Genomic DNA, 25,273 nt, shown 5'->3' on the forward strand with positions numbered 1-25,273 from the left:
CTTCCCAGGGTACGGGGCGACAGGGACGCGACGTCCGCTCGCCCTTGCCGCCCACGAGGGCATGGGCGGACCGGAGCTCCCGAAGCACGGCTTCCAGGGGTTCCGGTCCCGTCGGATCACCGATGAGCACCGTGTCATCCACGAAGTCGTGGACGAAAAGGTCCGCATCGCTGCCTGCCGCAACCACTACGGCCGGTAGCGGCAGGCATCGTCCTGTCAGAGGACCGTCGCGCCCGGCGCCGGGGACACCGCGGCCCGTGCGTTCCGGCAGGTCCCCGAGGCGATCAGCGCCTCGGCCACCTTCCGTGCCGACTCCTCGTCCGCCACCAGGAACGCGGTGGTCGGCCCGGAGCCCGAGACCAGGGCGGCCAGGGCACCGGCCTCGGTGCCCGCGACGAGGGTGTCGGCCAGCGAGGGGCGCAGCGAGAGCGCGGCGGGCTGGAGGTCGTTGCTCAGGGCGCCCGCGAGCGCGGTGGTGTCTCCGGACCGCAGCGCGTCCAGGAGCGTGGCGGACGCGGCGGGGTCGGGGACGTCCGTACCGGCCGTGAGCCGGTCGAACTCGCCGTAGACGGCCGGGGTGGAGAGCCCGCCGTCGGCGACCGCGAAGACCCAGTGGAAGGTCCCGCCGACGTCGATCGGGGTCAGCCGCTCACCGCGCCCGACCCCGAGGGCCGCACCGCCCACCAGGCTGAACGGGACGTCACTGCCCAGCTCCGCGCAGATGTCGAGCAGCTCCTGCCGCGTGGCGCCGGTGGACCAGAGGGTGTCGCAGGCCAGCAGTGCGGCCGCACCGTCGGCGCTGCCGCCCGCCATGCCGCCCGCGACGGGGATGTCCTTGGCGATGTGGATGTGCACATCGGGTGCGATGCCGTGCCGCCCGGCCAGGGCGATCGCGGCGCGGGCGGCGAGGTTCGTGGCGTCCAGCGGGACCTTCGCGGCGTCCGGGCCGGAGCACGTGACGCGCAGCCCGTCGGCGGGGGTGACGGTGACCTCGTCGTACAGGCCGACGGCGAGGAAGACGTTGGCCAGGTCGTGGAAGCCGTCGGGGCGCGGGGCGCCGACCGCGAGCTGGACGTTGACCTTGGCGGGGACGCGGACGGTGACGCTCACTCGCCACTCCCGGAGGGCTGGTCGTCATCGGTCCCGGCGGTCCCGGCGGGCTTGTTCTCGGCGATGGCGGCGAACTCCTCGACCGTCAGGGACTCACCGCGGGCCTGGGGAGAGATCCCGGCCGCGACCAGGGCCGCCTCGGCGGCGGGGGCGGAGCCCGCCCAGCCGGCCAGGGCCGCCCGCAGGGTCTTGCGGCGCTGGGCGAAGGCCGCGTCGACGACGGCGAAGACCTCGGTCCTGCTCGCGCTCGTCGTGACCGGTTCGGTGCGCCGGACCAGCGACACCAGACCGGAGTCGACGTTCGGGGCGGGCCAGAAGACGTTGCGGCCGATGGACCCGGCCCGCTTGACGTCCGCGTACCAGTTGGCCTTCACCGACGGCACGCCGTAGACCTTGTTGCCCGGCCTGGCGGCCAGCCGGTCCGCGACCTCCGCCTGGACCATGACGAGGGTCCGCTCGATGGACGGGAAGCGCTCCAGCATGGTCAGCAGGACCGGCACGGCGACGTTGTACGGAAGGTTCGCGACGAGCGCGGTCGGCGCCGGGCCCGGCAGCTCCCGGACCAGCATCGCGTCGGAGTGCACCAGGGCGAACCGGTCGGCGCGTCCCGGCATCCGGGCGGCGACCGTGGCCGGCAGCGCGCCCGCCAGCACGTCGTCGATCTCGACGGCGACGACCCGGTCCGCCGCCTCCAGCAGCGCCAGGGTCAGCGAACCGAGCCCCGGGCCGACCTCGACGACGACGTCGTCGGGGCGGACCTCCGCCGTCCGCACGATCCGGCGGACCGTATTGGCGTCGATGACGAAGTTCTGACCGCGTTGCTTGGTCGGGCGTACGCCCAGCTCGGCCGCCAGCTCGCGGATGTCTGCGGGGCCCAGGAGGGCGTCGGGCTCAGTGGTGCTCACCCGGTAAGCCTACGGCCGCGGTGCGGCCGGGGGCTCGCCCCCGTCTCGCGAAAGGCCTCTCGCCCGGCGGGCGGGCCCGGCCGACGCGGCGTTCCGGGGCCTGCCCGCCCGCCGGGCCGCCTGTGCGCCCTCCGCTGCCCGTCCCGGACGACGACTGCCTCCCCGTCCGGACGACGACTACCCGCCCGTCCGGACGACGACCTCGTCACCGTCGGCGAGTGCGCTGCCGGGGGCGGGCGTGACGGCGTCGCGGGCGGCGGGCACGACATCCTGGTCGGCGAGGAGTTCACCGACGTCGGTCGCGAAGGTGTGCAGGGTGCGGGTCCGGCCGTCGATGTCGAGCGTCACCCCCTTGTCGCAGGCCATGAACGCCGCGGTGCCACCGACCAGGAACGCCAGGACGAGGGCCTGGGGGACGAGGCGGCGCAGGTTCTCGGGCCGGAGGGTGGCCTTGCGGTGGTGGGTGGACCGGCGCGCGGCAGCCCGGCGCGCGGCAGCGCGGCCGCCGGTGGCGCGGGGCACCGACGGCCGGGCGGGCACGACGCGCGGGCCGACGAGTGTCGGAGTGTGGAGCACCCGCACGGCGAGCGTCAGCCGTTCATGGAACGGGACGGGTACGGGGGCGGCGGGCGACACCGTACGCCTTCTGCCACGCACCGCGCGGTGGCTGCCCTTCGAACTGCTCATGACGCTCCCGAGGATCCGATCGGCCGGTCGCCGGATGGCGCCCGGGGACGATAGCGGAGCATCGGTCACTCTTCAAAACGGTGCGATCACGCACCGTCATCGACGCATGTCGTCAGTAGTCGAAGGCGCGAGCGGTGTTGTCGAAGACGGCTGACGCCAGGGTGTCCTCGTCCACGCCCTTCACCGCTGCCATGGCGCGCAGTGTGACGGGGATGAGGTAGGGCGCGTTGGGCCGTCCCCGGTACGGGGCGGGGGTCAGGAACGGTGCGTCCGTCTCCACCAGGACCAGCTCCATCGGCGCGACGGCCAGTGCGTCGCGCAGCGGCTGGGCGTTCTTGAAGGTGACATTGCCCGCGAAGGACATGAAGTACCCGGCGTCCGCGCAGATCCGGGCCATGTCGGCGTCGCCGGAGTAGCAGTGGAAGACGGTCCGCTCGGGGGCGCCGGCGTCGGCGAGGACGCGCAGCACGTCCGCGTGCGCCTCGCGGTCGTGGATGACCAGCGCCTTGCCGTGCCGCTTGGCGATCTCGATATGGGCCCGGAAGGACTCCTCCTGCGCGGCCATGCCTTCGGGGCCCGTACGGAAGTGGTCGAGCCCGGTCTCGCCGACACCGCGTACGTGGTCGAGCGCGGCCAGCGCGTCGATCTCCGCGAGTGCCTCGTGCAGCGCCGCTTCTCCGCCCGCCTCCCGCGCCCCCTGCCGCGACCGGCCCTCGGGGTCCCCGTGCACGATGCGCGGTGCCTCGTTGGGGTGCAGGGCGACCGCCGCGTGCACGTTCGCGTGCGCGGCGGCGGTCTCGGCGGCCCACCGCGAACCGGCCACGTCGCAGCCCACCTGGATCACGGTGGTCACATTGACCGCCGCGGCCCTGGCCAGGCCCTCCTCGACGGTCGCGTCCTGCATGTCGAGGTGGGTGTGCGAATCGGCGACCGGTACCCGGAGGGGTTCCGGCAACGGCGGGGCTTCGGTACGGCTCATGAGGACGATCGTACGAGGACCGCGCCGGACACCCCGCCCGCGGTGGGAGCCGGGCACCGCTGCCCGCGGTGGAAGCCGGGCGCCCTGCCTGCGGTGGAAGGCGCCCTACTTGCGGTGGAAGGGGTGCAGCAGGTCGGACAGGTGCCAGTGGTGCCCGGCGCCCACGGCCGCGGCCTCGCCCTCCGGGGCGTCGACGCCCTTGCCCGCCGACCGCTTCGACTGGGGGTCGCGGAGCAGCTTCTGGACGGTCGAGACCCGGCCGGACCGCATGATCCGGACCACGTGCCCGCCGCAGTTCGTGCAGGTCGGCGTGGAGAGGGGTGAGGGCACCCGTTCCCCGTCCGCCTTGTATATGACGAAGCCGTTGTTGGAACCGTCGACGTGGTGCTCTATCTCGAAGGCCTGCTCCCAGCCGTGTCCGCACCTCATGCAGGCGAATGCGTACGCCTCGTGCACCGTGGTCGCTGCGATCTCGCTCATGTCCGCTCCTTCTGTCCGCCGGACGAACACTCCGCAGAGTGCGTCCCCGGTCCAGTGGACTCCCCTGCCGACGGGAGCGCATCGGGCCCTGTCGACTGTTGGAGCGTTTTTGGCCTTCTCGTGGCAGAAAGGTTCGGTGCGCGACTCGCGCTTTGCCTTCTAGGCTCGTCCTTTGCCCTCCGCAGGGCCGTTTCGCGCCGCGTTCTTTGCCGCGACGACCGCGTCGAACACCTCGCGTTTGGGCAGACCCGCGTCGGCGGCGACAGCGGCGATGGCCTCCTTGCGCCGCTCCCCCGCCTCCTCGCGCACCCGCACCCTGCGCACCAGCTCCGCGGCGTCCAGTTCTTCGGGTCCGGAGTCGGCCGCACCCTCGACGACGACGGTGATCTCGCCGCGCACCCCTTCTGCCGCCCAGGCCGCCAGCTCGCCCAGCGGGCCGCGCTTCACTTCCTCGTACGTCTTGGTCAGCTCCCGGCACACCGCCGCCCGGCGTTCGGCTCCGAAGACCTCGGCCATCGCCGCGAGGGTGTCGTCGAGCCGGTGCGGGGCCTCGAAGAAGACCATGGTGCGGCGCTCGTCGGCGACCTCGCGCAGTCTGCCCAGCCTTTCGCCCGCCTTGCGCGGCAGGAAGCCCTCGAAGCAGAAACGGTCGACGGGCAGCGCGGACAGGGCGAGGGCGGTCAGCACCGCGGACGGGCCGGGGACCGCGGTGACCTTGACGCCCTTCTCCACCGCGGCGGCCACGAGCCGGTAGCCGGGGTCGGAGACGGACGGCATCCCGGCGTCCGTGACCAGCAGCACCCGGGCGCCGCCGGTCAGTGCCTCGACGAGTTCGGGCGTCCGGGCCGACTCGTTGCCCTCGAAGTAGGAGACGACCCGTCCCGTGGTGTGGACGCCGAGCGCCTGGGTGAGGCGGCGCAGCCGTCGGGTGTCCTCGGCGGCGACGACATCGGCCGTCTCCAGTTCGGCGGCGAGGCGCGGCGGGGCGTCCGCCACATCGCCGATGGGGGTTCCTGCGAGTACCAGCGTTCCAGTCGTTCCAGTCACATGAGTCATCCTCCCAGCACGGGCGACAGCACTCGCACAGATGCGTTCCCTACGATGGCGCGGTGACGAGTACTGCGCCCGAAGCCCGGCAGGGCGAAGACGCCGGGGAACCGCACGGCGAAGAAGCAGCCTCCTGGCAGCAGCGGCTGCGCCGCTTCGGCCATTCGCCCCGGCCCGGGATCGGGCTGCGTGAACGGCTGGTTCCGCCGTACGCCCGGCCCGGCGCCCAGCTGTGGGCGGTACTCGGGACGTCCCCGCCCCTGGCCGCGCGCCTGGTGCGGTGGTCCGCCTGGGGCGGTCCGCTGCTGGTGGCACTGGTCGCCGGGGTGCTGCGGTTCTGGAACCTGGGCAGTCCGCACGCCCTGATATTCGACGAGACGTACTACGCCAAGGACTCCTGGGCGCTGATCAACCAGGGGTACGAGGGCAACTGGCCCAAGGACATCGACAAGCTGATCCTCGCCGATCCGTCGAAGGTGCACGTCCCGGTGGATCCGGGCTATGTGGTGCACCCGCCGGTCGGCAAGTGGATCATCGGCCTCGGTGAGCAGATCTTCGGCTTCACACCGTTCGGCTGGCGGTTCATGGTGGCGGTGCTCGGCACGCTGTCGGTGCTGATGCTGTGCCGGATCGGGCGGCGCCTGTTCCGCTCGACGTTCCTCGGGTGCCTGGCCGGCACGCTGCTCGCCGTCGACGGTCTGCATTTCGTGATGAGCCGCACCGCGCTGCTCGACCTGGTGCTGATGTTCTTCGTGCTGGCGGCATTCGGCGCGCTGCTGATCGACCGGGACTGGGCGCGCCGCAGGCTCGCCGCCGCACTGCCGGTCGACGAGGAGGGGGTGCTGCGCCCCGATGCCGGGGTCGCGGAGAATCTGCGCCTCGGCCTGCGCCCCTGGCGGCTCACCGCCGGTCTGATGCTGGGGCTGGCCTTCGCCACCAAGTGGAACGGTCTGTACATCCTGGTCGGTTTCGGTCTGATGACGGTGCTGTGGGACGTGGGCGCGCGGCGGACGGCGGGGGCCATCCGTCCGTACACGGCGGTGCTGAAGCGGGATCTGCTGCCGGCGTTCGTCTCGACGGTCCCGGTCGCGATCCTCACGTACCTCGTCTCCTGGACCGGCTGGATCGTCACCGGCAAGGGCTACTACCGCGACTGGGCGCAGACCGAGGGCAGGGGCGGCCACTGGACGTGGCTGCCGGACTGGCTGCGCAGCCTGTGGCACTACGAGTACCAGGTCTACGAATTCCATGTGAATCTGACGTCCGGCCACACGTACCAGTCCAATCCCTGGAGCTGGATCGTGCTCGGCCGGCCCGTCTCGTACTTCTGGGAGGAGCAGCCGGGCTGCGCGGCGTCGGAGACCGGCAAGTGCTCCCGCGAGGTGCTGGCCATCGGGACGCCGCTGCTCTGGTGGGCGGCGTGCTTCGCCCTGGTGTACGTGCTGTGGCGCTGGTTCTTCCGGCGCGACTGGCGGGCGGGGGCCATCGCCTGCGGCGTGGCGGCGGGCTGGCTGCCCTGGTTCCTCTACCAGGAGCGGACGATCTTCCTCTTCTACGCGGTCGTGTTCGTGCCGTTCCTGTGTCTGGCGGTGACGATGATGATCGGCGCCTTGCTCGGTCCGGGGGCGGATACCGGGCCGGTGAGGGAACGCGGCCTGATGTCCGGCGATCCCTCCGGGGAGCGGCGGCGGGCGCTGGGCGCGGTCGCGGCGGGCGTGCTGGTGCTGCTGATCATCTGGAACTTCATCTATTTCTGGCCGATCTACACGGGCACGCCGATTCCCGACGGTTCCTGGCGGGACCGGATGTGGCTGGACACCTGGATCTAGTGCTGTGACCATCGGCGGCCCGCGGACGGCCCACAGACGGCCCGGTGGTCGGCCCAGGGAGCGGCTCTGACACCCGCATGACACCTGACACCGTCACGGGGGCCGTGACACCCAAACCCCTAGGTGGGAGCGGGTGTCACTATCGACAGCGAAGATTGATTCATTGCCGACGAACGAGGTTTGGCTACAAGGCGAGGGTTGATGAGCCGCCGTATATCCCAAGGTGTCCTGGTCGTCGGGTCGATCGGCGTTCTGATCAACATCGTGGACGCGATCGGGACGGGGCGTGTGGAGCCGCACGATGCCTTCGCCGCGCTGGTCGTGCTCGGCGCGGGTGGTGAACTGCTCAAAGAGCGGCGGCCCAGGGCCGCGAAGGCGATGTACGCCGTGGCGTCGGTGCTGCTGGTGATTGCCGGATCCGTCGCGGGGGCCAGGGCGTGGGCCTCGTTCTTCAGGGGCGCGGCCTACGACTGGCTGGACCTCGGACTCGGGGTTCTGGTCGTGCTCTACGTGGCCGTCGGCGCGGGTCAGCTGCTCGCGCACCTGTCCCGCAGGGCATCGAAGAGTGGCCGGGCCGCGCCACTGGTCGAGCTTGTTGATACAGCGTTCGACGGGCATCCGCCGGCGGACGCCCTCTCAGGATCGCAGCCTGACCAACCCGACGAACCAATGCGGTCCCGGCACTAGCCGCCGCAGGTCAGGTCCTTCGCGGGAAGCCGGCCCGTGGTCAGGTACCGCATAACACCGGCGTCCGCACAGGACGGGCCGGCCACCACCACGCCGTGGCCCTCACCGCCGGCCACCGTGACCATCCGCGCACCGTGCAGCGCCCGTCGCATGCCCTGCGCCATGGCCAGCGTCGCCTGCGGGTCCCACTGGTTCTGCACGATCAGCGCGTTGACGTCGTTGCTGACCACGGTGGCCGGCTCGCTTCCCGCCGACTTCCAGAACGCGCACGGCTGAATGTTGGCCCCCAGGTCGCCGGCCAGCGGGTACTCGGCTCGGTCTCGGATCGCGTCCCGGCGGTACTGCTCGGGGTTGCGCGGCCAGCTGCGGCTGTCGCCGCAGAAGACGGCCCACACGGCGGCGGACTGGTTGTCCGCCGGAACGTCCGCACCGAACGCCCCCGCCCCCGCGTCGGCGGACCGTACCGGGGCGGAGCCGGGAACCGCCGAGTTGGCCGACACTGCCGACGCGGTCGGCGTGGCCGGCGCGGGCGGTCCGCCCGCGGCCGCGGCCTTCAACGCGACGATCCACGGGGTGACGGTCGCGACGTGGACGAACGCACCGTACTCGGAACGGATGGCGCCGCCGCTGAGCGCCCCGCCCACCGTCGGGACGGGCGTGCGGTCGGCGCGGGCGATGAGCTCCCCGTACGTCTTCCGGACCTCCGCCGGAGTCGTGCCCAGCCCGTACGTGGCGTTGCGCGCGGCGGCCCACTCGGTCCACCGGGTGAAGGCGAGTTCGGCCCCCGCCGACCATCCCCGGAACATCCCTCGCCACGCGAGCGCCGGATCGAGCGCGCTGTCGAGCACGAACCGGTCCGAGCGCTGGGGGAACATCTGCGTGTAGACGGCGCCCAGGTAGGTGCCGTACGAGTACCCGAAGTAGGAGATCTTCCTCTCCCCCAGTGCTGCCCGGACGACATCCATGTCCCGTGCCGTGTTGCGGGTGGTGATGTGCGGCAGTACGTCCCCCGCCTTGTCCCAGCACTTGTCGGCCACCGACCGGGCCCGGTCCACGTCCTTCGCGAACGTCCTTGCGGTGTAGGGGTGCTGGAAGGTCTGTTCGTCGCCCGTGAGGTCGCAGCCGATCGGCGAGCTCTGCCCGACCCCGCGCGGGTCGAAGCCGATCAGGTCGAACCGCTCTCGTACCTCCGCCGACAGCAGCGGCTCCATCTCCACGGGCATGGTCAGCCCCGGAACGCCCGGGCCCCCGGGATTCATCAGCAGCACGCCGTGCCGCTCCTTCGCACTGCCCGCCTTGACCCGCGATATCGCGAGGTCGATCTTCCGGCCCCCGGGGTCGCTGTAGTCCAGCGGCACCTTGACCTTCGCGCACTCGAACGCCGCCGGCCGGCCCGTATCGCAGCGCTCCCAACGGAGTTTCTGCTGCGCGTACTGCTGGAGCGGATCCCCCGCCGCGAACGCCGTCACGGGGGTGAGCGCTGCCGTCACGGCCGTCACCGCGCCGACCGTCAGCGCGGAAATCGTTCGTCCGCCTCGTAGAGCCATGCCAGTCCTCTGTACAGAATCAGTGTCTCGGATCGCCTCCAGTCTCTGTTCCGCCCCACTCGTGCCTCGTACGGCGCGGGAATGGGCCCGTGATCCGACTCGTGGCGTACGGCGACGCACCGACGTCCTGCTGGAGTCCTGCTCCTTGTCGTTCACCGGTCCGGGTAGGCGGCCGATCGGCCATCTTCCGGCCGTCACGCCGTGGGCGCCCCGGCCCGCGGCGCGGCGATGGCACAGACGGCCGCAGTGCCGACGGCGCGGCCGATCGCTGTGTCGTCGGCGCCCGGGCGGGAGCGGGTGAACACGGTTGCCGCGTTCCGGCATCCGCCGGGGTGGGTGACGACGCCGGCCTTGTTGCGCACCACGCCGACCGGGCCGCCGCTCTTCGCGACCGCCCACACCGGCAGACGGAATCCAACGACAAGGCGGCGTCGATCAGTTGACGCCCCGGCACCGTCCGCACCCACACGCAGACAGCAGGGGCCCGGTGTGATCGGCCCATGCAGTTCGGCCGTGTCGCGGGCGGTGGTACGGGTGGAGCGGCGCGGGTCGAGCGCCCGGCCGGTGGCCACGTTCTTGTCGGCGGCGGGCTCCTCGGGAGCGGCGGTGGCGGGCCGGGCCGGCGCATGGGCCAACTTGGCGCGGCCCCCTGTCTTCCGGGCTTGTCGGATCAGCGCGCGGATCCCCCGACCCCTAGGGGTTAGGGGAGGGATACCCGGCGTCGCGCGTCCAGCATCCGGAAGAGACGGCGGCTGCGATTGCTCGCCCACCCGTACATCGGTGCCCGGCCGCTCCCGTACTTCCGGCCGGGTCACATCCGCACATGCCGTGGGCGGGACCGGATGCGGCCGGACACCTGGCTCCGAGACCGGCACGCCTCGATATGTGCGGCACGCCTGGATTCGACCGGTGCATTCATGCCCCACGTATCGCGTTCCTATAACAACCATCTCGCCTGTCACCACTGTCCCGTAGGGTGCCCAGCAGCATCTCTTTGAACGTGTTCAAGGGGAACTCCTGGGGAGGGGGACTGCAAGGATGCGCAGTGGAGCGAAGGTTGCGATAGTCGGCGGAGTGTTCGCGGTCGTGGTCGGCGGGGTGGGGTACGGCGCGTACAACGTCCTGGACGGGCTGGGCGGCGGGGGCGGTGGCACGGACACCGAGACCACCTCCGCGAAGGTGAGGACGGGGCCGGTCACCGAGGCGGAGATCGACGAGGCGTCGAAGAAGTTCCTCAAGGCCTGGGCGAACGGTGACGCGGCGGTCGCGTCGCAGCTCACCAACAACGCGACCGAGGCCGAACCGGTGCTGACGGACTACCGCGAGAGCGCCCATGTCACCAAGGCCGTGATCACTCCCGGCCCGGCGGTCGGCTCGAAGGTGCCGTACACGGTGAAGGCGACCGTCTCCTTCGAGGGCAGGTCCAAGCCCTGGTCGTACTCCTCCGAACTGACCGTGGTGCGCGGCCTGACCACCGGCAGGCCGCTGGTGGACTGGGCTCCCTCCGTGGTCCATCCGGATCTGACGAAGGGCGCGTCGCTCAAGACGGGCGAGGCGTCCGCGCCGGCGATCGAGGCGGTCGACCACAACGGCAAGGTGCTCACCAAGGAGAAGTACCCCTCCCTGGGGTCCGTCCTGGACACCCTGCGCGAGAAGTACGGCGAGAAGGCCGGCGGCACCGCGGGCATCGAGACCTGGATCGAGAGCCCGGACGCGGGCAGCGCCGACAAGACCCTGCTGACCCTCGCCAAGGGCAGGCCGGGCAAGCTGCAGACCACCCTGGACGCCGACGCCCAGGCGGCGGCCGAGGTGGCCGTGAAGAAGTTCAGCCGGGCCTCGGTGGTCGCGGTCCGCCCGTCCACGGGCGCGATCCGCGCGGTCGCCAACAACCCGGCCACCGGCTTCAACGCGGCGATGCAGGGCACGCAGGCGCCCGGTTCGACGATGAAGATCGTGACGGCGGCGATGCTGATCGAGAAGGGCCTCGCCTCGGCCGACCGGAAGATCGAATGCCCGCCGACCGCGACGTACTACGGCCGCACCTTCAAGAACCTGGACGGCTTCTCCATCCCCGACGGCACGCTGACGACCAGCTTCGCCCGCTCCTGCAACACGGCCTTCATCAAGCTGATCGACGACACGAAGGACGACGCGGCGCTCGCCAAGGAGGCCCGCGACGTCTTCGGAATCGGCCTGAACTGGCAGACCGGCGTGGTCACCTTCGACGGCAAGGTGCCCGAGGAGACCCAGGGCGAGGCGGCCGCCCAGTACATCGGCCAGGGCACCGTCCAGATGAACGCCCTCACCATGGCGTCCATCACCGCCACCGCGAAGAACGGCACCTTCCGCCAGCCGATCCTCGTGGACCGGGACCTCGACGGCCGGCAGATCGCCACCGCCTCCCGGTCACTGTCCCCGTCCGTGTCCCAGCAGCTCACCAACATGATGCGCCAGACCGCGAGCTGGGGGACCGGCAAGGCCGCGATGGCCTCGGTCGGCGGCGACAAGGGCGCCAAGACGGGCTCGGCGGAGGTGGACGGCCAGGCCACGTCCAACAGCTGGTTCACCGGCTTCAGCAACGACCTGGCCGCCGCGGCGGTCGTCCAGTCCGGCGGCCACGGCGGCGACGCGGCGGGCCCGGTGGTGGCGGCGGTACTGCGCGCGGGGCCGTGAGATGACTACTGCCGGGCCCCGGGGGTCGCGCACGTTCGTGCTCGGAATGTGCGCGTCCGTGGGCGGCATCGCGGGTGCGGTCAGGGGCGCGGCGGACGGGATGGGGCTGCTCAAGGTCCTCGGGCTGCTGGCCGTCGGAGTGTTCGGGGTGCTGCTGACCGTCGGCTGCGTGGTGAACTACGCCAGGGAACGGTGACAGCCGTTCCCGTCGGCGTGGAATCGCGTCGCATGCCCCGCGCGGGATTCGCTAGCGTGCGGGCATGAGCACTTCCGATGCCACCGCCGCCGAAGCCCACCCCCGATTCGCCGAGGCCCTGCGGGAGCTGGGGCTCGATGTCGAGGTCCGCCGCTTCCCGGAGGCCACCCGTACCGCCGCCGAGGCCGCCGCCGCGATCGGCTGCGAACTCAGCGAGATCGTCAAGTCCCTGATCTTCGAGGCCGACGGTGTCCCGGTACTGGTGCTGATGGACGGTTCCTCACGCGTCGACGTGGAGCTCGTACGCGGTGAACTGGGCGCCGCCAAGGTCAAGCGGGCCGGGGCCGACCTGGTCCGGGAGACGACCGGGTACGCCATCGGCGGCGTACCGCCCTTCGGGCACCGTACGCGGACCCGGGTGCTGGCCGACCGCGGGCTGCTGGACCACGACGTGGTGTGGGCGGCGGCGGGCACCCCGCACACGGTCTTCCCCCTCGACCCCAAGTCGCTGATCGCGCACGCCGGCGGAACCGTGGTGGATGTGCGCGAGCAGTCGAAGTGACGCCGCTGGTCGCCCTCGCCGTCCTGATCGCCGCGGTCACGCACGCCAGTTGGAACGCGATCGCGCACGCGATCAAGGATCAGCTCCTCTCCTTCACGCTGATCTCCGGGGGCGGGGTGCTGATCGGTGCCCTGGTGGCCTGCTTCGTCCCCCTCCCCGCCGCCGGGGCCTGGCCGTATCTCCTCTTCTCGGCCGCGCTGCACGTGACGTACATGATGCTGCTGATGCGCTCGTTCACCCTGGGCGACTTCGGCCAGATGTATCCGATCGCCCGGGGCACGGCGCCGCTGGTGGTGACGGTGCTCGCCGCCGTCTTCGTCGGCGAGCACCCGGACGGCTGGGCCACGGCAGGCGTCGCGGTGGCCTCGGCGGGGCTGGTCGGGCTCGCCCTCTGGGGCATCCGCGGCTCCGGCAGGCGGCCGGACTGGCCGGCGTTGCTGGCCGCCGTCGCGACCGGCCTGGCCATCGCCGGTTACACCACGGTGGACGGAGTCGGGGTGCGTGCCTCCGGCACCTCGCTCGGCTACATCGCCTGGCTGATGATCCTGGAGGGACTGGCCATCCCGGCCTACGCGCTCTACCGCCACCGGGGCGAACTCGTCACCCGGCTCCGGCCGTTCGCCGCACGCGGGCTGCTGGGGGCGGCGCTCTCGGTGGCCGCGTACGGCCTGGTGCTGTGGGCCCAGACCCGGGCGGCGCTGGCCCCGATCGCGGCGCTCCGGGAGTCGTCGATCATCGTCGGCGCAGCCATAGGAACGCTGTTCTTCAAGGAACGGTTCGGCGCACCGCGCATCGCGGCGGCGGGGCTGATGGTGGTCGGCATCGGGCTGATGCTGCACACGAGTTGAGCACGACGCGCCTGCGGCTCCGCCCCTTGTTCAATCGGGGTGCACGGAGAGGGTGTACGTGAAGTCGGTGCCGGGGGCGACGAGGAACGGGTTGCCGCCCTTGATCCTCCAGGTGGCGCTTTCGACATAGGGGAGCGTGGCGACTGCGTGGAGGTTGCCGCCGGCCTCGCCGCCCCGCACGGCATCGTCCCCGTCCGCGACTCCAAGAACCCGGGCGGCCCCGTGCTGCACGCCTCCCCCGTCTCCTTCGCCGCCTTCGTGGCGGGCGTCAAGGACGGGGAGTTCGGCGCCGTCCGACCTGGATCCACCCACACCGCCCCGCCGTGCCACGCACGGCGGGGCGGCCGTGTGTCCGGCGGCTCAGCTCGCCGGGACCGGCGCCAGGCGGGTCGGCAGTTCCTCGGCCTCGGCGGCCGGGGCTGCCGGGGCCGTCGGCCCGGCGGCCGGGCGCAGGAGCACGGCGCAGGCGAGGGCGGCCAGCAGGGCGAGCGAGGCCGAGACGGTCAGGCACAGCCGCATGCCGTCGAGGAAGGAGTCGCCCAGGGCGGTCAGGGCCGGTCCGGTGGCGGCGTCCAGGTCGAGCCCGGCCACGGCGCCGAGTCCCTGCTCGCGGGCGGTGTCGAGGACGCGGGCACCGGCCTCGGCGGGCACCCCCGCGTCGGCGAGGCGGCCGGGCAGTGCGTCGAGGGCCCGGGTGGTCAGCAGGGCGCCGAGCACGGCGGGGCCGAGGGCGCCACCGACCTGGCGGAAGGCGTTGTTCCCGGCGGCGGCCATCCCGGCCAGGTGGTACGGGACGGAGGACACCGCGGAGGCGGTCATCGGGGTGAGCACGGCGCCCATACCGAGGCCCAGCAAGGCCAGCCGCCAGACGATCGAGCCGTAGGAGGTGTGGGCGTCGACGCCGGTCAGCGAGAGCATCGCGCCCGCCGCGACAACCAGGCCCGTGGTGATCAGGACCCGGGCGGAGACCCGGTGCATCAGGCGTCCGATGGGCGCGCCGACGACGAGGGCCACCCCGGACACCGTCACCATCCGCAGCGCCGCCTCGATCGTGGTCAGGTGCTGGACCATGCCGAAGTAGAGACTCAGCACGAAGAAGAAGCCGATCAGCCCGAGGAAGCTGATCATGGCGACCAGGGCGGTGGCGGTGAAGGCCGGGCTGCGGAACAGTGCCAGGTCGAGCATCGGGCTCGCGCTGCGGCGCTCCACGGCGACGAACACGGCCGCGGATACCGTGCCGAGCACCAGGGCCGTCACCACGGCGGGCTCGCCGAAGCCGTCCGCGCCGCCCTCGATCACGCCGTAGACGACCGCGGTGACCGCGACGGCCGCACTGATCTGTCCGGGCCAGTCGAGCCGGCGGCCGTGCGGGGCGCGCGAGTCGGGCAGCAGGAACGCCGCGACGACCAGCACGATCAGGGAGACCGGTATGGGCAGGAGGAAGATCCAGCGCCACGCGACGTGCTCCAGCAGCGCACCCGCGATCAGCGGGCCCACGGCGAGCGAGGCCATCAGGGACATGGCCCACAGGCCGATGAACCTGCCCCGTTCCCGGTGGTCGGGGACCGCGTGGCTGATCAGGGCCAGCGTCGTGGGCAGCAGCGCCGCCGCCCCCAGCCCGGAGACGGCCTGCCCGGCCCACAGGGCCTGCACCGAGTCCGAGGACAGCGAGATCGCCGCGCCCAGCGCACAGAAGGCCATGCCCGCCTGGAAGACCCGCTTGCGGCCGTGGACGTCGCCCCACACCCCGGTGGTCAGGATCAGCGCGGCCATCGGCAGCACGAAGGCGTCCGAGACCCAGGACAGCTGGGACGTGGAGGCGCCCAGGGCCCGCTGGACGGCCGGCAGGCTCACCGACACGGTGGTCACGGGGAGGTAGGCGACGAAGACGCCCAGGCAGGCCATGACGAGCGTGACGCCCCGCCCTGATCTGTCCTGTGTCGTTGCGGAATTCACGAAGAGGTTCCTTCTGCTGCGGGGGTGGGTGCCGCACGGGCACCGGCTGCGATGTGAGCACCGCCGTCCGGCGTGCGCCCGCTCCCGGGTGCACCGGCGTACCACCGCGTTCCGCGCGGTCCGCCGGATCACCCGCAAAGCCGTCGACCAGCTTCGCCCCGACCGTCGACGAATCCCCAAACGATCCCGGCGAACGTCATGGAACCTCCGGACGGAGGGCCGCCTGTGTGATCATTCATCCATGCCTGACGATCTGGACCGCAAAATCATCCATGGGCTGAACTGCTCGCCGCGGGTCTCCTTCCGCCGCCTCAGCGAGGTCGTCGGGGTGTCCGAGCAGACCGTGGCGCGCCGCTACGGCGCCCTGCGCCGCGGCGGCGTCGTCCGCGTCGTCGGGCTGAGCAGCCCCGCCGCCCACGGCCGGTCCGAGTGGATCGCGCGGCTGCGCTGCCGCCCGGACGCCGTGGGGCCGCTCGCGGATTCCCTGGCCCGCAGGCCGGAGGTCGCGTACACGAGCATCGCGTCGGGCGGTTCGGAGATCATCTGCATCATCCGTTCGCCCGCCGGGACCGCCGGCGACGACGTGCTGCTGCGGCGGCTTCCCCGGGCGGCCTCGGTCCTCGACCTGAACGTCGATCTCCTCGTCCACGCCTTCGGTTCCCCGGACACGGCCGGCTGGACCGGGCGGGAGGGCTCGCTCACCGACGAGCAGGTGCGGCTGCTGACCGCGGAGCGCCCCGTCCCCGCCGGGCCCCCGCTCACCCCGACCGAGGAGGACCGCCCGCTCCTCGAAGCTCTGGCGGAGGACGGCCGCGCCTCCCACACCCGGCTCGCGGAGGCCACCGGCTGGTCCAAGCCGCGGGTGGCCCGTCGGCTGGAGGCCCTCGAAGCGACCGGCTCGCTGGTCTACGACATCGACGCCGTGCCCGAACGCCTCGGCTACGAGCTCAACGCCACCCTCTGGCTCCGGGTCGACCTGCCCCGGCTCCAGGAGATCGGCGAGGAGCTCAGCGGGCACGACGAGTGCGCCTTCGCCGCGGCCATCAGCGGCAAGCACAACATCATGGCCGTGGTCATCTGCAAGGACACCCCGGACTTCTACCGCTACCTCAGCGGCCGCTTCGCCCGTACCGAGGGCATCAGGGGCTACGAGATCAGTGTGCGCGTGCGCCGTCTCAAGCAGGCCGCCTCCCTCATCCTCAACGGGCGGCTCGTCCACCCCGCGCTCGCCTGACCCGGGCGCGGGGCGGACCGGGCCCGTATCGGTCAGGCCCCCGAAACCGCCTGGCGGAAGCCGTAGTTCGCGGCGGTGAGCCCGCCGTCCACCCGTAGCGTCGTCCCCGTGATCCAGGCCGCGTCGCGCGAGGCGAGGAAGGCGACGGCGGACGCGATGTCGTCCGGCTCGCCGACCCGGCCGAGCGGGTAGAGGCCGCTCACCCGGGACAGTTCGGCGTCACGGCCCGCCCAGGCGTCCGTGCGGATCGTGCCGGGCGCGACCATGTTGACGCGTACGCCGCGCGGTCCCGCGTGACCCGCGAGAGTACGGGTCAGGCTGCCCAGGCCGGCCTTGGCGGCGCTGTAGCCGTGGTTGCCGAAGTCCTGTTCGCCGTTGACCGAGCCGATGTTGACGATCGCGCCCCGGCCGGAGGCGACCAGGTGCGGCAGGGCGGCGCGGGCGCAGCGGTAGGGGCCGGTGAGCGTGATGTCCAGGTCGCGCTGCCACGCCTCGTCGGGCTCGTCCTCGAAGAGCGGTGCGTCGGCGGCGCAGGCGTACGCGTTGTTGACCAGGACGTCGAGGGAGCCGAAGGCGGCGACGGCGTGGGCCACCGCGGCCTCGACCGCGGCCCGGTCGCCCACGTCGCAGGGCAGCGACTCGGCCGTCGCGCCCGTCTCGCGTATCGCCGCGGCGGTGCGTCCGGCGCGGTCGCCGTCCAGGTCGGTGACCAGGACGCGCGCGCCCTCCGAGGCCAGTCGGCGGGCCGTGGCGGCGCCGATGCCCTGGCCCGCTCCGGTGATGAGAACGCCGTATCCGTCGAACCGTGAACCCGCAGGGTGAGGAGGAGTCATAGCGCCGACCGTACTGCCCTGACCAGGGCCTGGGCACGGGGATCGGCGGTAACTCCCTTCTGCAGACCGTTCGTCACGTAGCCCAGGGCGATGCCGGACTCGGAATCGGCGAAGCCGAGCGAGCCGCCCCGGCCGGGGTGGCCGAAGGAGCCGGGGGCCAGCAGCGGGGCCGCCGGGCCGTGCAGCATGTAGCCGAGGCCGAAACGGGTGTTCACGACCAGGACCCGGTCCGGGCCCGCCGATTCCTCGGTGCGGGCGAGGGTGAGCGTGGCGGGGGCGAACAGGCGGTGGCCGTCGACCGGGCCGATCATCGCCGCGTAGCAGCGGGCCAGGGCCCGGGCGGTGGCGATGCCGTTGGAGGCGGGGAGTTCGGCCGTCCGGTAGGCGGGGTCGTTCTCGTCGGGCAGGGGGTCGATGGCCCCGAAGGCGCGGCGGGTGAGGGATTCCGGGTCGCGGTACGCGTCGACGACGGACCGCTTGGGGCGTACCCGCAGGGCGCCGCCGTTGCCCGCGGCGGCCGGGGGTTCGACGGGCCCGATGCGGCCCACCCGGTGCGCCTCGTCGGCCGGGAGGCCGAACCAGAAGTCCAGGCCGAGCGGGCGGGCGATCTCCTCGGCGATCCAGCGGCCCACGGTGCGGCCGGTGACCCGGCGTACCAGTTCGCCGATCAGCCAGCTGTAGGTCTGGGCGTGGTAGCCGTGGTCGGTGCCCGGTTCCCACTGGGGGCGCTGGGCCGCGACGGCCTGCGGACCGGAGATCCCGTCGGCCGCCTCGAAGGGCGTCAGCGGGCGGTCGAGGGCGGGGATTCCGGCCCGGTGGGCGAGGAGGTGGCGGACGAGCACGCGTTCCTTGCCGGCAGCCTTGAACTCCGGCCAGTACGTGCCGACCGGGGCGTCCAGATCGACCTGGCCGCGCTGATGCAGCAGCAGCGGTACGGCGGCGGCTATGCCCTTGCCCGCCGAGCGGACGATCTGCACGGTGTCGACGGCCCAGGGTTCGGCTCCGTCGACGTCTCTCGTGCCGGCCCACAGATCGACGACCTTGCGGCCGTCCCGGTAGACCGCGACGGCCGCTCCCCGTTCGCCGCGCTGCTCGAAGTTACGGACGAAGGCGTCCCTGACCGGTTCGAATCCGGCCGCCACCGTGCCCCGTACGTCCACGCCTGCTCCTGCGCTCCCGCTCATCCCCCCATGGTGCATCCCCTCGCAGGTCGAACGCGGGGCGGGTCACCCCGTGTTCACCGTCACGGAACGCGGGTCGAACCCGAAGGGCAGCTCCAGACGGTGGGTGCGCATCAGTTCCTCGTCGCAGAGCAGGTCCTGGGTGCGGTCGTCGGCGGCGATGACGCCCTCGCTCAGGACGACCGCGCGCGGGCAGAGCTCCAGGGCGTACGGCAGGTCGTGCGTGACCATGAGCACGGTGACGTCCAGGGAGCGCAGGATGTCGGCGAGCTCGCGGCGCGAGGCCGGGTCCAGGTTGGAGGACGGTTCGTCCAGGACGAGGATCTCCGGCCGCATGGCGAGGACGGTGGCGACGGCGACGCGGCGGCGCTGGCCGAAGGAGAGGTGGTGCGGCGGGCGGTCCGCGTACTCCTCCATGCCGACCTGCCGCAGCGCGTCGGTGACGCGTTCCTCCAGTTCGGCGCCGCGCAGTCCGGAGGCGGCGGGCCCGAAGGCGACGTCCTCGCGGACGGTGGGCATGAAGAGCTGGTCGTCGGGATCCTGGAAGACGATGCCGACGCGGCGGCGGATCTCGGCGAGGTTGCGCTTGTCCACCGGGAGACCGGCGACGTGGACGGTGCCCGCGCCGGCGTCGAGGATGCCGTTGAGATGGAGGACGAGGGTGGTCTTGCCGGCTCCGTTCGGGCCGAGCAGGGCGACGCGTTCGCCTCGGGCGACCGTCAGGTTCACCCCGAAGAGCGCCTGATGGCCGTCGGGGTAGGCGTAGGCGAGTCCGCTGACTTCCAGGGACGGTGCGGGGGCGGTGGGCGTGCTCATACGGTCCATCCCAACAGACAGATGACGAGGGCGAGGACGGGGAGTGCCGCGGCGTGCGCCCACTGGGTCCGGGAGGCCGTCACCTCGTCGATCACCGGCATGGAACCCGCGTAGCCGCGGCTGACCATCGCGAGGTGGACGCGTTCGCCGCGCTCGTACGACCTGATGAAGAGCGCGCCGGCCGATTTGGCGAGCACACCCCACTGCCGTATCCCGCGCGCCTCGAAGCCGCGGGAGCGGCGGGCGATCGACATCCGGCGCATCTCGTCGGTGATCACATCGCCGTACCGGATCATGAAGGACGCGATCTGGACGAGCAGCGACGGCAGCCTGAGCCTTTGGAGGCCGAGCAGCAACGAGCGCAGTTCGGTGGTGGAGGCGAGGAGTACGGAGGCGGCGACGCCGAGGGTGCCCTTGGCGAGGACGTTCCAGGCGCCCCAGAGGCCGGGGACGCTGATGGAGAGACCGAGGACATGGGTCTGCTCGCCGGGCACCACGAACGGCATGAGCAGCGCGAATGCCACGAACGGCACCTCGATGAGCAGCCGCTTGAGCAGGAAGAGCGCGGGGATGCGGGCCAGCGCGGTGACGGCGCCGATCAGCACCGCGTACAGCGCGAACGCCCACATCGCCTCGCGCGGTGTCGAGACGACGACCACGACGAAGAGGAAGGCGGCGGCGAGCTTGCAGTGCGGGGGCAGGTCGTGGACCGGCGAGTGCCCGTGCCGGTAGAGCCTGTGCGCGTGTCCGGCGCCCATGTCAGACGGTTTCCCCGGTGCGCGGCGTTGCGACGGTCGCCTCCGTGGCGCGGCGGCGACGGAGCGCGTAGAAGACTCCGCTGCCGACCACGATCGTGGCACCGACGCCGATCACTCCGGCGAGACCGCCGGAGACGCGGGTGTTCTCGATGTCCTTGACGCCGTAGTCGGCGAGCGGGGAGTCCTTGGCCGCGTGTTCCTCGGTCTTCCTGTCGATGCCCTGGTCCGCGGCGACCTTCTCCAGGCCGTCGGGGCTGGCGGAGGCGTAGAAGGAGACGAAGCCCGCCAGGACGACGGCGGTGATCAGACCGGTGACCAGGACGCCCCTGGTGGAGCGGGCGGCGACGGGGGCGACGGGCTGCCGGGCGGGGGCGTCGACGAGTTCGCCCTCGACCCGGAGCTTGAGCGGGGCGGTGAGTCCGCGGGCGCCGTGGACCAGGTCGGGGCGTACGGCGATGACGGCACCGACGGTCAGCGCGGTGATCACGGCCTCGCCGATGCCGATCAGGACATGGACCCCGACCATCGCGGTGAAGACCTTGCCGATCGGGATGTCGGTGGTGCCGCCGATCCAGTAGATCAGCGTGAAGACGCCGGCCGCGGCCGGTACGGAGACCAGGGCGGCGACGAAGGACGCGACCGTCACGGAGCGCCGGGTGCGCGGCAGCACGCCGACCAGCCCGCGGAAGAGGGCGTAGGCGACGACAGTGGTCGTGATGCCCATGTCGAGCACGTTCACACCGAGCGCGGTGAGGCCGCCGTCGGCGAACAGGACGCCCTGCATGAGCAGGACGACGGATATGCAGAGCACCCCGGTGTACGGCCCGACCAGGATGGCGGCGAGCGCCCCGCCCAGCAGATGCCCGCTGGTGCCCGCCGCGACCGGGAAGTTCAGCATCTGCACGGCGAAGATGAACGCGGCGACGAGACCGGCGAGCGGCGCGGTGCGCTCGTCCAGTTCCCGCCGGGCGCCCCGCAGACTGACGGCGACCGCACCCGCGGCGACGACCCCGGCGGCGGCGGAGACGGGCGCGTTGATGAATCCGTCGGGTACATGCATGGAGGGGCTCCGCTTCCTGCGATGCCGCGTTGCTGCGGGCGGTGTCGTGAACCGCTCAATGATAGGGCCTTGTTGCAAACGCTTCGCAAGAGCGGGTACGTCACAGCTGGCCTCGCCGCGCCGTTCGTGGAAAATATGCGACATTGGATGGCGAAGGTGGACAAAAGGAGGAGTCGGCCCATGCCCCCTGTGATCCATGAGCAGGCCGAAGCCTGGCTCGTCAATGACACCCCCGACCTCCCAGCGGTGCCGGTCGACCTGCTGTACGACGCCGACGAGGACCCGCGCACCGTCCATGTCGCCTTCCCCGGCGGCATCGACTGGTCGTTCAGCCGCGATCTGCTGGAGCGCGGTCTGCTCTCGCCCGCCGAACGCGGCGGGATCCGGGTGTGGCCGTGCGGACGGACCCAGCTGGTCGTGGAGATCCGCTCGAAGGAGGGCGTGGAGGTGGTGCAGTTCGACAACGCGCCGCTGATCCGGTTCCTGCACCGTACGCACGACGAGAACGTCGACGACGAGGGAGTCGGCACCCACGCACCGGCGTGACCCGGAGCGGACGCGACGCGCACCTGACGTTCCCACACCCACACACACCCACACCCACACACGCACACGCATGACAGAAGCCCCCGTGCCGCTCGCACGGGGGCTTCCGTCATTGCCCCGGTCCCCCGTCCCCACAGGCAACCGGCGCGTCCGGGGCCGCGCTCCGCTCAAACGCGGACCCCGGAGGCTCTACGGGCCGGCCCCGGACCCCGAAGGCTCCGCGCCCCGGCCGCGGCGTCCCGGACCGCACGTCCGGGACGCCGGACCCGCCATCCGATCCGAGGTCACCCGGCAGGCTCTCAGACGAGGGCCGGCTCACGCTCGCCCTCGGCGTCGGGCTTCTCGCCGAGCTGCTCGCGCAGCCCCTCGCCCTCCACGTCCACGTTCGGCAGGAGCCGGTCCAGCCAGCGCGGCAGCCACCAGGCGCGCCTGCCGAGCAGGGCGAGGACCGCGGGCACGATCGCCATCCGGACCACGAACGCGTCGAAGAAGACGGCGATGGCGAGCGAGAAGCCGATCATCTTGATCATCTGCTCGCTGGAGCCGATGAAGCCGGCGAAGACCGCCATCATGATCACGGCCGCGGCCGTGACGACCCGGGCGCCGTGCTTGAAGCCGGTGACGATCGCCTGGCCGGGCTTCTCGCCGTGGACGTACGCCTCGCGCATCCGGGTCACGAGGAAGACCTCGTAGTCCATCGCCAGACCGAACACCACACCGACCATGAAGATCGGCATCATGGACATGATCGGGCCGGTCTGCTCGACACCGAAGAGCGAGCCGAGCCAGCCCCACTGGAAGACCGCGACGACCGCGCCCAGCGCCGCCACGACCGAGAGCAGGAAGCCGAGGGCCGCCTTCAGCGGCACCAGCACCGACCGGAAGACGAGCATCAGCAGCAGGAACGCCAGGCCGACGACGAGCGCCAGATACGGCAGCAGCGCGTCGTTCATCTTCTGCGAGAAGTCGATGTTCATCGCCGTGGAACCGGTGACCAGGACCTCGGCGCCGGTGTCGGACTTGATGTCCTTGCCCGCGTCACGGATGGCGTGGACCACGTTCTCGGTCTCGGTGGAGCTCGGCCGGTCCTTCGGGACGACGGTGATCATCGCGGTGTCGCCGGCCTTGTTGAACTGGGCCGGGGTGACGGCGACGACGCCCCGCATGCCGGAGATCTCGTCGGAGACCTGCTTGGCGGCGGTCTTGCCGTCGGAGCTGTGCGCGGTGTCGACGACCACCATCAGCGGCCCGTTGAACCCGGGGCCGAAGCCGTCGGAGAGCAGGTCGTAGGCGCGCCGCTGGGTGGTGCTGGTGGGCTGGGAGCCGTCGTCGGGCAGGCCCATCTCCAGGGACGCGGCCGGTACGGCGATCGCGCCGAGGCCGAGGACGCCGACCAGCAGCACCCACACCGGCCTGCGCAGCACGAACCGCGCCCAGCGGGTGCCCATGTTCGGCTTCGCCTCGGGCCGGTTCTCGGCCTCGGCGGCCTTGCGCGCCTTGCGTCCCATGACCCGCTTGCCCGCGAAGCCCATCATGGCCGGGACCAGGGTGAGCGCGATGAGGACGGCGATCGCGACCGTGCCGGCCGCGGCGAAGCCCATCTTCGAGAGCATCGGGATGTTGACGACGGCGAGGCCGACCAGCGCGATGACGACGGTGAGACCGGCGAAGACGACCGCGGAACCGGCCGTGCCGACGGCCCGCCCGGCAGCTTCCTCGCGCTCCCGGCCCTCGGCCAGTTCGGCGCGGTAGCGGGAGACGATGAACAGCGCGTAGTCGATGCCGACCGCGAGGCCGATCATCATCGCGAGGGTGGAGGTGGTGGAGCCCAGGTCGAGCACGTTCGCGAGCGCCGTGATCGTCGAGACCCCGATGCCGACCCCGATCAGGGCGGTGAGCAGCGGCAGTCCGGCGGCGACCAGCGAGCCGAAGGTGATGACCAGCACCACCGCGGCGATCGCGACACCGATGATCTCGGTGACCCCGGTCTCCGGCATCGCCTGGAGCGCGTCACCGCCGATCTCCACGGTCATGCCGCTCTTCTGCGCCGCGTGGCCCGCGTCCTCCAGGGCGCTGCGCGTCCCGTCGGTCAGCTCCATGGAGTTGACCTTGTAGGACACGGAGACGTACGCCGTGGATCCGTCCTTGCTGACGGCGTTCCCGGTGTACGGATCGGTGACCGAGGCGATCTGGTCCGAGCCGGACCTCAGCTCGCCGGCGATCTTGTTCACCTCGGCCTTGTTCGCCGGGTCCGTCATCTTCTGGCCGTCGGGCGCCTTGAAGACGACACGCGCGGTCGCGCCGTCGGCACTACCGCCGGGGAAGCGCTGTTCCAGCAGGTCGAAGGCCCTCTGCGCCTCCGTACCCGGGATGGAGAAGGAGCTGGAGGTGGCGGTGGACGCGGAGGCCGCGCCGAATCCGGCGAGGGCCAGCAGTGCCACCCAGATCAGGGCGACATAGCGGCGGCGCCGGAAGGCGAGCCGTCCGAGTTTGTAGAGGAATGTGGCCACGGAGGCGTACTCCCGGTCAGGTCGTGTGAGTGGAAATGGGCGTGAGGAACCAGCCCGACGACGAGAGCGGCGTGTCAGGTAGGGCTTGGGGAGAGGGCCGCGCGAAGGGGACGGATCGCGCGAAGGGGACGGGAGGGGTCAGACTCCGAGAGCGGGGAGAATCACGGAGTCGACGTAGTCGGTGAGGAACGCCTGGTCGACGGGGCGGTCCTCGACCAGATGCCGGGCGGTGAAGGCGCCGACCAGCATGTGCGGTACGTATTTCAGCGCCGGATGGTCCGGACGCAGTTCACCCCGGTCCACGGCTCGGCGCAGCAGCGTGTCGAGGCCGGTCATCTCCGGCTCGATCAGCAGTTCGCGCAGGGCCTGGAGCAGATCGGGATTGTCGTGGACGGCATGGCTCAGACCCCGCATCAGCGCGGAGTTCTTCTCCATCTGGCAGTCGTCGCTGCGACTCAGCACGGCGTGGAAGTCACCGCGCAGCGATCCGGTGTCGATCTCCGCGAGGGACACCGGCTTGTTGTGCCGCAGGGCCTTGACGACCAGCTCGGGCTTGCTCCCCCACTGGCGGTAGAGGGTGGCCTTGCTGGCATGGGTACGGGCGGCGACGGCGTCCATGGTCAGGGCGTCGTAGCCGACCTCGCGGAGCAGGTCGAGCACGGCGGCGTACAGCTCGCCCTCACGCTCGGGCGTGAGCCGGGTGCGTGCCATGTGCCGACCTCTCGTTCCCGCTTCTCGGTCTCGTACATCAGTCAATCGAACGAAACTGTTTCGTACACATCGACGGTACCCCGCCCGCCCAGCGAAACGAAATCGTTTCGCTTGTGTT

25 protein-coding genes and 1 pseudogene are annotated in these 25,273 nt (G+C 71.8%); 10 read left to right on the forward strand and 16 right to left on the reverse strand.

Going from position 1 to position 25,273, the window contains the following annotated elements:
• Positions 1–61 precede the first annotated feature (61 nt).
• Positions 62–199, forward strand: coding sequence for a type II toxin-antitoxin system YoeB family toxin (locus ACIQCZ_RS20010; protein WP_402283780.1), 138 nt, complete (start codon positions 62–64; stop codon positions 197–199).
• Positions 200–216: 17 nt separating this feature from the next.
• On the opposite strand, the gene ACIQCZ_RS20015 is transcribed toward ACIQCZ_RS20010, so the two are convergent.
• The 6 genes from ACIQCZ_RS20015 to rsmI all read right to left on the reverse strand — a co-directional run bounded on the left by ACIQCZ_RS20015 (position 217) and on the right by rsmI (position 5,217).
• Positions 217–1,110 (reverse strand): 4-(cytidine 5'-diphospho)-2-C-methyl-D-erythritol kinase, encoded by an 894-nt coding sequence (locus tag ACIQCZ_RS20015; RefSeq protein WP_402283781.1) that lies wholly within the window; start codon positions 1,108–1,110, stop codon positions 217–219.
• On the reverse strand, positions 1,107–2,015 hold the full coding sequence (gene rsmA / locus ACIQCZ_RS20020) for a 16S rRNA (adenine(1518)-N(6)/adenine(1519)-N(6))-dimethyltransferase RsmA (protein WP_402283783.1): 909 nt from the start codon (positions 2,013–2,015) through the stop codon (positions 1,107–1,109). Before rsmA ends, ACIQCZ_RS20015 begins: the two co-directional genes overlap by 4 nt.
• Before the next feature lie 177 nt (positions 2,016–2,192).
• On the reverse strand, positions 2,193–2,702 hold the full coding sequence (locus tag ACIQCZ_RS20025) for a ubiquitin-like domain-containing protein (RefSeq protein ID WP_402283784.1): 510 nt from the start codon (positions 2,700–2,702) through the stop codon (positions 2,193–2,195).
• 112 nt (positions 2,703–2,814) lie between these two features.
• On the reverse strand, positions 2,815–3,681 hold the full coding sequence (locus ACIQCZ_RS20030) for a TatD family hydrolase (protein WP_391743125.1): 867 nt from the start codon (positions 3,679–3,681) through the stop codon (positions 2,815–2,817).
• 105 nt (positions 3,682–3,786) lie between these two features.
• Complete coding sequence (locus ACIQCZ_RS20035) at positions 3,787–4,161, reverse strand: hypothetical protein (protein ID WP_376282097.1); 375 nt, start codon at positions 4,159–4,161, stop codon at positions 3,787–3,789.
• Between the two features lie 159 nt (positions 4,162–4,320).
• A complete protein-coding gene (gene rsmI / locus ACIQCZ_RS20040) occupies positions 4,321–5,217 on the reverse strand; it encodes a 16S rRNA (cytidine(1402)-2'-O)-methyltransferase (RefSeq protein ID WP_351084728.1) in 897 nt (298 codons plus the stop codon).
• 53 nt (positions 5,218–5,270) lie between these two features.
• Here rsmI and ACIQCZ_RS20045 point away from each other — a divergent pair, with 53 nt between their 5' ends.
• Together ACIQCZ_RS20045 and ACIQCZ_RS20050 are read left to right on the forward strand one after the other, a co-directional pair.
• A complete protein-coding gene (locus ACIQCZ_RS20045; RefSeq protein WP_402283787.1) occupies positions 5,271–7,037 on the forward strand; it encodes a dolichyl-phosphate-mannose--protein mannosyltransferase in 1,767 nt (588 codons plus the stop codon).
• 201 nt (positions 7,038–7,238) lie between these two features.
• Positions 7,239–7,724, forward strand: a complete 486-nt coding sequence (locus ACIQCZ_RS20050; RefSeq protein ID WP_402283788.1) for a hypothetical protein — start codon at positions 7,239–7,241, stop codon at positions 7,722–7,724.
• On the opposite strand, the gene ACIQCZ_RS20055 is transcribed toward ACIQCZ_RS20050, so the two are convergent.
• Both ACIQCZ_RS20055 and ACIQCZ_RS20060 read right to left on the reverse strand, forming a co-directional pair.
• The gene (locus tag ACIQCZ_RS20055; protein WP_402283789.1) at positions 7,721–9,271 is read right to left on the reverse strand and encodes an alpha/beta hydrolase; all 1,551 of its coding nucleotides are present in this window, start codon (positions 9,269–9,271) and stop codon (positions 7,721–7,723) included. The two genes, ACIQCZ_RS20050 and ACIQCZ_RS20055, sit on opposite strands and share 4 nt — an antisense overlap.
• A gap of 194 nt (positions 9,272–9,465) precedes the next feature.
• Entirely contained in the window at positions 9,466–9,906 is a 441-nt protein-coding gene (locus ACIQCZ_RS20060) for a hypothetical protein (protein ID WP_402283790.1), read from the reverse strand.
• Positions 9,907–10,309: 403 nt separating this feature from the next.
• Here ACIQCZ_RS20060 and ACIQCZ_RS20065 point away from each other — a divergent pair, with 403 nt between their 5' ends.
• The 5 genes and pseudogenes from ACIQCZ_RS20065 to ACIQCZ_RS20085 all read left to right on the forward strand — a co-directional run.
• Positions 10,310–11,944, forward strand: coding sequence for a penicillin-binding transpeptidase domain-containing protein (locus ACIQCZ_RS20065; RefSeq protein WP_402283792.1), 1,635 nt, complete (start codon positions 10,310–10,312; stop codon positions 11,942–11,944).
• Between the two features lies 1 nt (position 11,945).
• Positions 11,946–12,140 carry a hypothetical protein gene (locus ACIQCZ_RS20070; protein WP_402283793.1) on the forward strand — a complete coding sequence of 65 codons (195 nt, stop codon included), beginning with the start codon at positions 11,946–11,948 and terminating at the stop codon, positions 12,138–12,140.
• Positions 12,141–12,204: 64 nt separating this feature from the next.
• Positions 12,205–12,702 carry a YbaK/EbsC family protein gene (locus ACIQCZ_RS20075; RefSeq protein WP_402283794.1) on the forward strand — a complete coding sequence of 166 codons (498 nt, stop codon included), beginning with the start codon at positions 12,205–12,207 and terminating at the stop codon, positions 12,700–12,702.
• The gene (locus ACIQCZ_RS20080; RefSeq protein WP_402283795.1) at positions 12,699–13,550 is read left to right on the forward strand and encodes an EamA family transporter; all 852 of its coding nucleotides are present in this window, start codon (positions 12,699–12,701) and stop codon (positions 13,548–13,550) included. The genes ACIQCZ_RS20075 and ACIQCZ_RS20080 overlap by 4 nt, the downstream gene beginning before the upstream one ends.
• Positions 13,551–13,697: 147 nt before the next feature.
• Positions 13,698–13,763: pseudogene (locus tag ACIQCZ_RS20085) on the forward strand (DUF397 domain-containing protein); the annotation flags it as partial.
• Between the two features lie 147 nt (positions 13,764–13,910).
• Here the strand turns inward: ACIQCZ_RS20085 and ACIQCZ_RS20090 are convergent.
• On the reverse strand, positions 13,911–15,455 hold the full coding sequence (locus tag ACIQCZ_RS20090; RefSeq protein ID WP_402284174.1) for an MFS transporter: 1,545 nt from the start codon (positions 15,453–15,455) through the stop codon (positions 13,911–13,913).
• A 292-nt stretch (positions 15,456–15,747) separates the two neighbouring features.
• On the opposite strand from ACIQCZ_RS20090, the gene ACIQCZ_RS20095 reads away from it, so the two are divergent.
• Entirely contained in the window at positions 15,748–16,740 is a 993-nt protein-coding gene (locus tag ACIQCZ_RS20095; protein ID WP_402283797.1) for an Lrp/AsnC family transcriptional regulator, read from the forward strand.
• Positions 16,741–16,772: 32 nt separating this feature from the next.
• On the opposite strand, the gene ACIQCZ_RS20100 is transcribed toward ACIQCZ_RS20095, so the two are convergent.
• The 5 genes from ACIQCZ_RS20100 to ACIQCZ_RS20120 form a co-directional block, all read right to left on the reverse strand.
• Entirely contained in the window at positions 16,773–17,573 is an 801-nt protein-coding gene (locus tag ACIQCZ_RS20100; protein WP_402283799.1) for an SDR family NAD(P)-dependent oxidoreductase, read from the reverse strand.
• Positions 17,570–18,733, reverse strand: a complete 1,164-nt coding sequence (locus ACIQCZ_RS20105) for a serine hydrolase domain-containing protein (RefSeq protein WP_402284175.1) — start codon at positions 18,731–18,733, stop codon at positions 17,570–17,572. Before ACIQCZ_RS20105 ends, ACIQCZ_RS20100 begins: the two co-directional genes overlap by 4 nt.
• A gap of 66 nt (positions 18,734–18,799) precedes the next feature.
• Positions 18,800–19,570 carry an energy-coupling factor ABC transporter ATP-binding protein gene (locus ACIQCZ_RS20110; RefSeq protein ID WP_402283800.1) on the reverse strand — a complete coding sequence of 257 codons (771 nt, stop codon included), beginning with the start codon at positions 19,568–19,570 and terminating at the stop codon, positions 18,800–18,802.
• Positions 19,567–20,328 (reverse strand): cobalt ECF transporter T component CbiQ, encoded by a 762-nt coding sequence (gene cbiQ / locus ACIQCZ_RS20115; protein ID WP_402283801.1) that lies wholly within the window; start codon positions 20,326–20,328, stop codon positions 19,567–19,569. The genes ACIQCZ_RS20110 and cbiQ overlap by 4 nt, the downstream gene beginning before the upstream one ends.
• Position 20,329: 1 nt before the next feature.
• Positions 20,330–21,388 (reverse strand): energy-coupling factor ABC transporter permease, encoded by a 1,059-nt coding sequence (locus ACIQCZ_RS20120; protein WP_402283802.1) that lies wholly within the window; start codon positions 21,386–21,388, stop codon positions 20,330–20,332.
• Between the two features lie 180 nt (positions 21,389–21,568).
• Here ACIQCZ_RS20120 and ACIQCZ_RS20125 point away from each other — a divergent pair, with 180 nt between their 5' ends.
• Positions 21,569–21,934: an SsgA family sporulation/cell division regulator gene (locus ACIQCZ_RS20125; RefSeq protein WP_402283803.1), complete on the forward strand. Its 366-nt coding sequence runs from the start codon at positions 21,569–21,571 to the stop codon at positions 21,932–21,934.
• A 299-nt stretch (positions 21,935–22,233) separates the two neighbouring features.
• Here the strand turns inward: ACIQCZ_RS20125 and ACIQCZ_RS20130 are convergent, their stop codons facing one another.
• Together ACIQCZ_RS20130 and ACIQCZ_RS20135 are read right to left on the reverse strand one after the other, a co-directional pair.
• Positions 22,234–24,444 (reverse strand): MMPL family transporter, encoded by a 2,211-nt coding sequence (locus ACIQCZ_RS20130; RefSeq protein WP_402283804.1) that lies wholly within the window; start codon positions 24,442–24,444, stop codon positions 22,234–22,236.
• A gap of 138 nt (positions 24,445–24,582) precedes the next feature.
• Positions 24,583–25,155: a TetR/AcrR family transcriptional regulator gene (locus ACIQCZ_RS20135; RefSeq protein ID WP_402283806.1), complete on the reverse strand. Its 573-nt coding sequence runs from the start codon at positions 25,153–25,155 to the stop codon at positions 24,583–24,585.
• Positions 25,156–25,273 lie beyond the last annotated feature (118 nt).

The sequence above is a fragment of the Streptomyces sp. NPDC093149 genome, assembly GCF_044754145.1.
In the GTDB taxonomy this organism is placed as follows: domain Bacteria; phylum Actinomycetota; class Actinomycetes; order Streptomycetales; family Streptomycetaceae; genus Streptomyces.

Coding starts and splice junctions, on each gene's coding strand:
- ACIQCZ_RS20010 (WP_402283780.1), top strand. CDS start 62: ATGGGCGGACCGGAGCTCCCGAAGCACGGCTTCCAGGGGTTCCGGTCC.
- ACIQCZ_RS20025 (WP_402283784.1), bottom strand. CDS start 2,702: ATGAGCAGTTCGAAGGGCAGCCACCGCGCGGTGCGTGGCAGAAGGCGT.
- ACIQCZ_RS20030 (WP_391743125.1), bottom strand. CDS start 3,681: ATGAGCCGTACCGAAGCCCCGCCGTTGCCGGAACCCCTCCGGGTACCG.
- ACIQCZ_RS20035 (WP_376282097.1), bottom strand. CDS start 4,161: ATGAGCGAGATCGCAGCGACCACGGTGCACGAGGCGTACGCATTCGCC.
- rsmI (WP_351084728.1), bottom strand. CDS start 5,217: ATGACTCATGTGACTGGAACGACTGGAACGCTGGTACTCGCAGGAACC.
- ACIQCZ_RS20050 (WP_402283788.1), top strand. CDS start 7,239: ATGAGCCGCCGTATATCCCAAGGTGTCCTGGTCGTCGGGTCGATCGGC.
- ACIQCZ_RS20055 (WP_402283789.1), bottom strand. CDS start 9,271: ATGGCTCTACGAGGCGGACGAACGATTTCCGCGCTGACGGTCGGCGCG.
- ACIQCZ_RS20065 (WP_402283792.1), top strand. CDS start 10,310: ATGCGCAGTGGAGCGAAGGTTGCGATAGTCGGCGGAGTGTTCGCGGTC.
- ACIQCZ_RS20070 (WP_402283793.1), top strand. CDS start 11,946: ATGACTACTGCCGGGCCCCGGGGGTCGCGCACGTTCGTGCTCGGAATG.
- ACIQCZ_RS20075 (WP_402283794.1), top strand. CDS start 12,205: ATGAGCACTTCCGATGCCACCGCCGCCGAAGCCCACCCCCGATTCGCC.
- ACIQCZ_RS20090 (WP_402284174.1), bottom strand. CDS start 15,455: ATGGCCTGCCTGGGCGTCTTCGTCGCCTACCTCCCCGTGACCACCGTG.
- ACIQCZ_RS20095 (WP_402283797.1), top strand. CDS start 15,748: ATGCCTGACGATCTGGACCGCAAAATCATCCATGGGCTGAACTGCTCG.
- ACIQCZ_RS20100 (WP_402283799.1), bottom strand. CDS start 17,573: ATGACTCCTCCTCACCCTGCGGGTTCACGGTTCGACGGATACGGCGTT.
- ACIQCZ_RS20110 (WP_402283800.1), bottom strand. CDS start 19,570: ATGAGCACGCCCACCGCCCCCGCACCGTCCCTGGAAGTCAGCGGACTC.
- cbiQ (WP_402283801.1), bottom strand. CDS start 20,328: ATGGGCGCCGGACACGCGCACAGGCTCTACCGGCACGGGCACTCGCCG.
- ACIQCZ_RS20120 (WP_402283802.1), bottom strand. CDS start 21,388: ATGCATGTACCCGACGGATTCATCAACGCGCCCGTCTCCGCCGCCGCC.
- ACIQCZ_RS20125 (WP_402283803.1), top strand. CDS start 21,569: ATGCCCCCTGTGATCCATGAGCAGGCCGAAGCCTGGCTCGTCAATGAC.
- ACIQCZ_RS20135 (WP_402283806.1), bottom strand. CDS start 25,155: ATGGCACGCACCCGGCTCACGCCCGAGCGTGAGGGCGAGCTGTACGCC.